Raw genomic sequence first — 9,160 nt, forward strand, 5'->3', positions numbered from 1 at the left:
GTTTCAGTATGCTGGTTTGCCCATCGTCACCCAGAAACTCAATTTTCACATCACCCGCTGTTTCAATCACCGCAGACTGCTCACTAGAATAAAAATCCCCATCGCTCATCGAGACAACATGTGATTTAGAATCTGAGCTCCATACACCCATCGAATGAGGGTGTTTCTGCGCATACGTCTTAACTGGGTCAGCCACGCGTCGATCAGAGTTTCCTTCACGTAACACCGGATTAACTGCGCTACCTAAGACCTTGGCATAACGAGCCTTAATACTCTGTGCTACATCATCAACAGGATCTTCAGGGTAACCAGGAATATCAAAACCTAAAGCCTGCAATTCCTTGATAGCCGCATGTAGCTGAGGAATAGAAGCACTGACATTAGGTAGCTTGATAATATTTGCATCGGGTGTTTTCGCCAATTCACCAAGTTCCACCAAAGCATCACTTTGCTTTTGCGCATCAGTTAGATTCTCAGGAAAATTTGCAATAATACGGCCTGCCAGAGAGATATCTCGTGTCTCAACCTCAATACCAGCAGCTCGTGAATAAGCCTGAACAATTGGCAAAAATGAATAAGTAGCTAAAGCTGGCGCTTCATCAGTTTCGGTATAGATTATTTTTGAAATGGGCATGATTGTATCGCTGAAGATGTCTATGATAGAAAGTGTTAAGCATTATATTTCAGAACTGAAGTTTCCCAATAATTATTTATGGTAAAATTGAAACTATGCTACAACTATATGAAAAAAATAGTCTTTTCATTCGTTTCAAATGCTATTGCCTAAGGGGAATTAAGTAGGGGTTTGCTATAAACATGGCAAAACCACCTAAAATAAACCTCGATACACCAGCATTGTGTATTTCAGCTACTCAATAATTGGGAAACTTCAGTTAACGGTTAATCGCGGCCAAAACCGACCGGCAAATTAAAGGTGAACAAGAAGGTGATTGCTGGGAAAGTTTGCTGGAGATAAGTTTGATGCTGGCGGGGAATTGATTTTGTATTTGGGGAATTAATTAATAAGCCCTCTTTGAATTTTTTCTTGTTTATCCTTCTTTTGTTGTGGTACCATTTTAAGTACGTTAAAAACATGAGTAACAACAATGATTAATTTAACTGCAACCGAAGCCAGGAAATCATTCTTTGAGTTAATAAAACAAAGCAACCAAAAGCACGATATTTTTGAGGTTAGACATAAAACAGGCAATGCTATATTAATGTCACTCTCTGAATATGAAAGTCTACAGGAAAGCCTTTATTTATTGTCTTTACCACACTTTAAAGAAGATCTTCTTAAATCAGAGCAAGAAGCAAATAATGGTGACACCTTTAGTTTCGATGATGTCTTTGGTGAAGAGCAATAATGCTTTACAAGCTACGCTTTACAAAAAAAGCTAAAAAAGATATTCAAAGCCTATCACCAAAATTAAAAAACAAAGCAAAAGACATCCTTAGAAATAAAATTGCATACAATCCAATGGAAGGAAAAGCATTAACAGGAAGTTTAAAAGGATATTATTCTGTCAGGTTATCTTACCAGGATCGTATTTTATACCGTATTGAGAAAGACAAATGTATAGTGCTTATCATAAGAGCAAGGACGCACTATGGTGAGTAAATAGCCATAAAGTAGATACGGCCCAAGTTTGAAGAATCGTGGTCTAGAAGCTATTTTTTGAGTTGAGGTAGTTTCAATCGTCTGACCCATTGGTTTTGTTTGAAATCAATTACTCCGACCCCTTTGATTGGAGAGGTAAAACGGTATGAGCAAGAAATCATTAATCGATAAAGATGGAGAAGTACGCGAATTAACCGAGGATGATTTTAAGAAATTTAGACCTATCTCAGAGGAAAAACCTGCATTGCTCGCAAAAATCAAAAAAGGTATTGGTGAGAGGGGGCGTCAAAAGTCGCCAACAAAAGTACCTATTAGTATTCGAGTAAGTCCCGAAGTTGCTGAGTACTTTCGTTCTGCCGGTAAAGGTTGGCAGGGGCGTGTTGATCATGTGCTAAAAGAATATGTAGCTCATCACAAATAATATAATTTCAATATATTACAATGCGTCATGGAAAGACCTGACTCTGTTTTTTCCCAGTAAGAAAAACACTGTATATTGCCAGTGAAAAAGTAGTTGAGTTAGAAATTGGTCCTTATCTAACCATGATGTCCCCGACAATTTTTAAATACAACGATATGAAGATTGTGATGAAAGAAACTGGCTAGAAACTAGTGGATTGAGAGTATCAAAATTAATCGTTATCTGTACTGACTCAGATTTGATTGGGGTTTTGCAATCAAGTACATCCTTTGCTAAGTTAATCAAATGGCGAGACCTTTATATTCTGAATGGCTCCTATGGTTCGATATAGCCGTCTCTCTGGCTGTAAGACTTAATTGTTAAATATGTCAGATCAAGTCTGAGCTTCTACACTTGAAGATTAACTATTTTGGGGAGGCCATTTACCTTTAAGCAAACCAACCCTCGTCCGGACTTTTCCTAGCGGGGGCTTTAATAAGGTGAAGAGAACCATCTAGAAATATTAAGGAACAAGATAATAAGGGAGGCAGGCATGTTAATTACTTTATTTAACTATAGGTCTGTCTCTAATTATTCCTTAACTGATTATTTCTGTGCCTGAATAAAACTGTCGCCGGGTTTTAATAAGCACAGTTCTGAAACTGAAGTTTCCCAATTATTGAGTAGCTGAAATACACAATGCTGGTACAAATGTATAGTGCTTATCATAAGAGCAAGGACGCACTATGGTGAGTAAAGTAGATACGGCCCAAGTTTGAAGAATCGTGGTCTAGAAGCTATTTTTTGAGTTGAGGTAGTTTCAATCGTCTGACCCATTGGTTTTGTTTGAAATCAATTACTCCGACCCCTTGGATTGGAGAGGTAAAACGGTATGAGCAAGAAATCATTAATCGATAAAGATGGAGAAGTACGCGAATTAACCGAGGATGATTTTAAGAAATTTAGACCTATCTCAGAGGAAAAACCTGCATTGCTCGCAAAAATCAAAAAAGGTATTGGTGAGAGGGGGGCGTCAAAAGTCGCCAACAAAAGTACCTATTAGTATTCGAGTAAGTCCCGAAGTTGCTGAGTACTTTCGTTCTGCCGGTAAAGGTTGGCAGGGGCGTGTTGATCATGTGCTAAAAGAATATGTAGCTCATCACAAATAATATAATTTCAATATATTACAATGCGTCATGGAAAGACCTGACCCCGTTTTTTTCCAGTAAGAAAAACACTGTATATTGCCAGTGAGAAGGTAGTTGAGTTAGAAATTGGTCCTTATCTAACCATGATGTCCCCGACAATTTTTAAATACAACGATATGAAGATTGTGATGAAAGAAACTGGCTAGAAACTAGTGGATTGAGAGTATCAAAATTAATCGTTATCTGTACTGACTCAGCTTTGATTGGGGTTTTGCAATCAAGTACATCCTTTGCTAAGTTAATCAAATGGCGAGACCTTTATATTCTGAATGGCTCCTATGGTTCGATATAGCCGTCTCTCTGGCTGTAAGACTTAATTGTTAAATATGTCAGATCAAGTCTGAGCTTCTACACTTGAAGATTAACTATTTTGGGGAGGCCATTTACCTTTAAGCAAACCAATCCTCGTCCGGACTTTTCCTGGCGGGGGCTTTAATAAGGTGAAGAGAACCATCTAGAAATATTAAGGAACAAGATAATAAGGGAGGCAGGCATGTTAATTACTTTATTTAACTATAGGTCTGTCTCTAATTATTCCTTAACTGATTATTTCTGTGCCTGAATAAAACTGTCCCCGGGTTTTAATAAGCACAGTTCTGAAATATAATGCTTAACACTTTCTATCATAGACATCTTCAGCGATACAATCATGCCCATTTTAAAAATAATCTATACCGAAACTGATGAAGCGCCAGCTTTAGCTACTTATTCATTTTTGCCAATTGTTCAGGCTTATTCACGAGCTGCTGGTATTGAGGTTGAGACACGAGATATCTCTCTGGCAGGCCGTATTATTGCAAATTTTCCTGAGAATCTAACTGATGCGCAAAAGCAAAGTGATGCTTTGGTGGAACTTGGTGAATTGGCGAAAACACCCGATGCAAATATTATCAAGCTACCTAATGTCAGTGCTTCTATTCCTCAGCTACATGCGGCTATCAAGGAATTGCAGGCTTTAGGTTTTGATATTCCTGGTTACCCTGAAGATCCTGTTGATGATGTAGCACAGAGTATTAAGGCTCGTTATGCCAAGGTCTTAGGTAGCGCAGTTAATCCGGTGTTACGTGAAGGAAACTCTGATCGACGCGTGGCTGACCCAGTTAAGACGTATGCGCAGAAACACCCTCATTCGATGGGTGTATGGAGCTCAGATTCTAAATCACATGTTGTCTCGATGAGCGATGGGGATTTTTATTCTAGTGAGCAGTCTGCGGTGATTGAAACAGCGGGTGATGTGAAAATTGAGTTTCTGGGTGACGATGGGCAAACCAGCATACTGAAACAAAAAACGCCAGTGCTGCAGGGTGAAGTTATCGACGCTGCGGTAATGAGTCGCAATGCCTTATGTGCTTTTATTGCTGAGTCTATTGGCGATGCCAAAGCGCAGGGTCTATTACTTTCATTGCATTTAAAAGCTACTATGATGAAAGTGTCTGATCCTATTATGTTCGGACATGCGGTCAATGTTTATTACCAGGAAGTTTTTGCCAAACATGCCGCAACTTTTAACCAGCTAGGAGTTGATACACGTAATGGTCTAGGCGATGTGTATGCAAAAATTGCCAGTCTGCCGGATGAGCAGCGTAAAGAAATAGAAGCTGATATTCAGGCTGTTTATCAAACACAGCCAGAACTGGCGATGGTCGACTCAGACAAGGGTATTACCAATTTGCATGTGCCCAGTGATATTATTATTGATGCATCAATGCCTGCCGCTTTACGCTCTTCTGGCAAGATGTGGGGACCAGATGGCAATCTACATGATACTAAAGCTATGATTCCAGATCGTTGTTATGCTGGTATCTATCAGGAAGTATTTGATTTTTGTCAACAACATGGTGCCTTTGATGTGACTACCATGGGTAATGTCAGTAATGTCGGTTTAATGGCTCAAAAAGCTGAAGAATATGGCTCGCATGATAAAACCTTTGAAATATCGGATAAGGGTATTGTACGTGTGACTGATAACGCGGGTAATATCTTGCTGGAACATAGTGTTGAGCAGGGCGATATCTGGCGTATGTGTCAAACTAAAGATCTACCTATCCAGGATTGGGTTAAGTTAGCTGTTAATCGTGCACAAGCCACAGGTCAGCCTGCGATATTCTGGCTGGACAAAAATCGTGCACACGATGCTAACTTAATCGCTTTAGTTGAAAGCTATTTAAAAGAATATGATACTAGCGGACTTGAAATTAAAGTCATGGCACCGGTTGAAGCTATTCGCTATACTTTGCAGCGTGTAAAAGCAGGTGAAAATACTATCTCTGTGACGGGGAATGTACTGCGGGACTATTTGACTGATCTATTTCCTATTTTAGAGCTGGGTACCAGTGCAAAAATGTTATCTATCGTGCCTTTACTGGCTGGTGGCGGGTTATTTGAAACAGGTGCTGGTGGTTCTGCGCCTAAGCATGTACAACAGTTGTTAGAAGAAAATCATTTACGTTGGGATTCACTTGGTGAAATTTTAGCACTTGCTGTTTCTCTGGAAGATCTGGCATTAAAAACCCGGAACGAAAAAGCGCAAGTGATTGCTACGGCTCTGGATACAGCAAATAGCCAGTTTTTAAATAATAATAAATCACCTAAACGTAGAGTGGGTGAACTGGATACGAGAGGTAGTCATTTTTATCTTGCCATGTATTGGGCTCAGGCTTTAGCAGAACAAAGTAAAGACCAGGAATTACAGGCTAAATTTACTCCTATTGCACAGCAGTTAAGTACTAATGAAAATGAAATTGTCGAGCAGTTAATTGCCGTACAAGGTGAAGCGGTTGATCTAGGCGGTTATTACCACCCAGATAAAGAGCTGGCTGAAAAAGCGATGCGCCCAAGCCAGATTTTTAATACGATTATTGCCAGCCTATAAATAGCTTATTTACTAGTAGCCTGTATGGAGCTAGCGGAATACAGGAAGAACAGCTCATCCAATTGTTCCGTATTTCGCAAGCTGCATACGGGCACAACTCATTAAACTTTGAGCTTTAATTTGGAGTCTGAGGTTGTTGGGTCTAGAGCTAGTCGCGGCTAAAGCCCCTCCCACACATTACTGATTTAACCAGGATTGCTTTGTAAGTTTTTTATACTTTTGCAGACTAACTAATAACCTAGCCAAGAAGGAAGCAAAATGACCTCTTCACAAATTACCCTGTTGATCTTTATCTGTGCGTTTATTAGCGCATTTTTTTACTTTGATTTAGGGCATTATTTAACATTGGAAACGTTAAAGGCACAGCAGTCGGTGATAGAAAACTATCGTGCTGCTAACCCTAAATTAGCAGTCGTTTTTTTATGCGCTGATTTATATTGCTGTCACAGGATTATCTTTACCTGGAGCCACTATTTTAACTTTAGCCGGTGGCGCTGTGTTTGGCGTGTTATGGGGGACCTTAATTGTTTCTTTTGCCTCTAGCATCGGTGCAACCGCTTAAAATCAGGGAAACGGAGCCTAAGCGGAGTGATGATTTTTAATGATTATTCTCACGAATGTCATATGGCACCTGACTTTCCCACTAGTTTATCGGATGGGATGAGAAAGTTTTTCTCCTGGATGGTGTCTTACGCTGAAAATCAGGGAAACGTAGCCTAAGCGAAGTGATGATTTTTAGTCCGCGATAGCCGTAGGGCCGTTGTTTTGTCGGAGTCTGAGCGTTAGCGAAGGTGGAGACAAAATAAAAGGCCATCCGACACGGCGTCAAGTCATTTGGAGCCTATGTTCCGACCCCTTGTTGGGTCGGGACGAGGTGACGAGGACGAATCGGGGCCGCCGGAGGCATAAGTGGTCGCGTTAAGTTTTTGCTGCTTGCTTGGGCTGGGATGCCCAAAACAAGCTTTCGCAAAAATAGCGACTCCCCGCTTACCCTGTTGATCTTTATCTGTGCGTTTATTAGCGCATTTTTTTACTTTGATTTAGGGCATTATTTAACATTGGAAACGTTAAAGGCACAGCAGTCGGTGATAGAAAACTATCGTGCTGCTAACCCTAAATTAGCAGTCGTTTTTTATGCGCTGATTTATATTGCTGTCACAGGATTATCTTTACCTGGAGCCACTATTTTAACTTTAGCCGGTGGCGCTGTGTTTGGCGTGTTATGGGGGACCTTAATTGTTTCTTTTGCCTCTAGCATCGGTGCAGCCCTGGCCTTTTTAGCAGCACGGTTTTTATTCAGGGATCGTGTCAAAGAAAAATTTTCAGACAGCTTTAAGGCGATTGATGAAGGAGTGGAGCGCGAAGGTGAGTTTTATTTATTTATTTGGTTTGCGTTTAGTACCCGTATTTCCATTCTTTATGATTAACTTGCTAATGGGGTTAACCAAAATGAAAGTGACAACTTTTTATTGGGTAAGCCAGGTAGGTATGTTTGCTGGCACAGTAGTTTATGTTAATGCTGGTACGCAATTAGGAAAAATTAAATCTTTAGCCGGGATTTTATCGCCGACAGTGCTGGGTTCGTTTATCTTGTTAGGACTGTTTCCATTGGTAGCAAAAAAAATCGTAAGCACTGTTAGAAACAAAGAAAATGAATGAGGAGTGACCCCTTCAAAAATAGTGCATCCAATGTAATAACGTTGAGCAACGGTAGTGTATAGGGCCTTTAGTCAGTTTTTAAGTACAGGATTAAGGTTTGTTTTTATGTACGCTTTTACAACATTTTTCCTGTAGCAAGCCAGTGAGCACACTCTGGGTCCAGTTCTTTTGCGGCATATTGCTCGTACTTTAATAACTCGCCTTTTTGAAGAATGTTACGCCAGCGACCATTCGTACCTTTATGGATAAATGACTGGGCTCCACCCTCCCAAAAAGCTCCACCGAGTGGTGCGCTTTTAGTCGCATTTTCTTTCATATAATCAAAACTGCAGTGAAGCAGTATTGCTTTCCACTTTTCTTCATCAATAGGTATAGTAAGAAACTCGGCTATTCGACGAATCTCTCCGGGCATATTGTTTTTAAGATTAGTGTAATGTACAAAACAGACATTCGGAAGGTTTCTGATAGTCCACCAGGAGCGTACATTCTCCCAGAAAGGCCACCAGGGGTATCCATTGTCATTAAGCCAGGCATGATAATACTGAATTATAGAGGTGGGAGGCTTTCCAATTGCAGGGCCAACTCGTCCGGGCGTATTATTTAATGCGTCATACCATGTATCGTTTGCAGTAACATGATGGTTGTACATACTCCAAAGAACATCACGGCCATCTCTACCGATGTAGATGTACTTTGCCTTTTTTGAAAAGACCAATGCATCTACTGGTAAGTGTGTTTTAACAAATCGACGGTGCGTCTGAGCTTCAATATAAGCAAGTTTTACTTCTTTAGGAGGTACTCGCAGGTCCAGCCAAGGTGATATTTCAGAGACACAAAGGTCATCGTCACCATTGAACAATAGTTGAGCGATGATCTGTTGCATCCAGGTTGTTCCTGATTTGGCATAAGTTGCAATAATAATGTCGTTGTATCTAAACCTGAAATCATTCCATATAGTTGAGTCGAAATGGTGATTTTGAAATTCTCTGGTTTTTCTAGGAATGGGAAAGTTACTCATAAATACATCCACTTAGAAGCTACTAATATTATGTGAGGTAGAGATTGAATTAAGAAGATAGTGCATTAGCGAGCGCGCGCAATATTTTGCGCCATCACCATGCCAAGCGCTGCCATGCATACATGCAAGGGTTGTTGGTTCAGTGGAAGCTAGTCGTTCAAATATCATATTTGCATTCTTCGTGTGTGAGAAGTAATCCATTTCTTTCCTGAAGGCTTCGCTGGGGCCGAGAATATCCGATTCTGTCATAGGCGGCAGATTTGTGCCGCCTTGTGTAAATAGTGCTTGCACGAAATAAATAATACCCTTTTAAAACAACATATTATGGTATGATAACGCCAAATATCACTACTGAAGATTCTGAGTGCCCCATTTTGGTATT

8 protein-coding genes and 3 pseudogenes are annotated in these 9,160 nt (G+C 40.3%); 8 read left to right on the top strand and 3 right to left on the bottom strand.

The window, feature by feature from the left end:
• On the bottom strand, positions 1–634 hold a 634-nt coding region (locus CDZ78_RS09110), incomplete at its 3' end, for an NADP-dependent isocitrate dehydrogenase (protein WP_140413959.1).
• Positions 635–1,106: 472 nt separating this feature from the next.
• Between CDZ78_RS09110 and CDZ78_RS09115 the strand changes: the two genes are divergently transcribed.
• The 8 genes and pseudogenes from CDZ78_RS09115 to CDZ78_RS09145 form a co-directional block, all read left to right on the top strand.
• Positions 1,107–1,367, top strand: coding sequence for a type II toxin-antitoxin system Phd/YefM family antitoxin (locus tag CDZ78_RS09115; protein ID WP_087869741.1), 261 nt, complete (start codon positions 1,107–1,109; stop codon positions 1,365–1,367).
• Positions 1,367–1,621, top strand: a complete 255-nt coding sequence (locus CDZ78_RS09120) for a type II toxin-antitoxin system YoeB family toxin (RefSeq protein WP_087869742.1) — start codon at positions 1,367–1,369, stop codon at positions 1,619–1,621. The genes CDZ78_RS09115 and CDZ78_RS09120 overlap by 1 nt, the downstream gene beginning before the upstream one ends.
• Before the next feature lie 145 nt (positions 1,622–1,766).
• Positions 1,767–2,042, top strand: coding sequence for a BrnA antitoxin family protein (locus tag CDZ78_RS09125; protein WP_087869743.1), 276 nt, complete (start codon positions 1,767–1,769; stop codon positions 2,040–2,042).
• 871 nt (positions 2,043–2,913) lie between these two features.
• On the top strand, positions 2,914–3,084 hold the full coding sequence (locus CDZ78_RS23025; RefSeq protein WP_244559207.1) for a hypothetical protein: 171 nt from the start codon (positions 2,914–2,916) through the stop codon (positions 3,082–3,084).
• On the top strand, positions 3,041–3,190 hold the full coding sequence (locus tag CDZ78_RS09130; protein WP_244559206.1) for a BrnA antitoxin family protein: 150 nt from the start codon (positions 3,041–3,043) through the stop codon (positions 3,188–3,190). Before CDZ78_RS23025 ends, CDZ78_RS09130 begins: the two co-directional genes overlap by 44 nt.
• 688 nt (positions 3,191–3,878) lie before the next feature.
• Positions 3,879–6,101 (top strand): NADP-dependent isocitrate dehydrogenase, encoded by a 2,223-nt coding sequence (locus CDZ78_RS09135; protein WP_087869745.1) that lies wholly within the window; start codon positions 3,879–3,881, stop codon positions 6,099–6,101.
• A 258-nt stretch (positions 6,102–6,359) separates the two neighbouring features.
• Positions 6,360–6,657 (top strand): annotated as a pseudogene (locus tag CDZ78_RS09140) (pyridine nucleotide-disulfide oxidoreductase); the annotation flags it as partial.
• Between the two features lie 391 nt (positions 6,658–7,048).
• Positions 7,049–7,748: pseudogene (locus CDZ78_RS09145) on the top strand (TVP38/TMEM64 family protein); the annotation flags it as partial.
• Positions 7,749–7,875: 127 nt separating this feature from the next.
• Here the strand turns inward: CDZ78_RS09145 and CDZ78_RS09150 are convergent.
• Both CDZ78_RS09150 and CDZ78_RS23030 read right to left on the bottom strand, forming a co-directional pair.
• Positions 7,876–8,778: a sulfotransferase domain-containing protein gene (locus CDZ78_RS09150; RefSeq protein WP_087869746.1), complete on the bottom strand. Its 903-nt coding sequence runs from the start codon at positions 8,776–8,778 to the stop codon at positions 7,876–7,878.
• Between the two features lie 49 nt (positions 8,779–8,827).
• Positions 8,828–9,060, bottom strand: a pseudogene (locus CDZ78_RS23030) (MBL fold metallo-hydrolase); the annotation flags it as partial.
• Between the last annotated feature and the right edge of the window lie 100 nt (positions 9,061–9,160).

Origin of the sequence: Bathymodiolus platifrons methanotrophic gill symbiont (genome assembly GCF_002189065.1) — a bacterium.
Taxonomy (GTDB): Bacteria; Pseudomonadota; Gammaproteobacteria; order Methylococcales; family Methylomonadaceae; genus Methyloprofundus.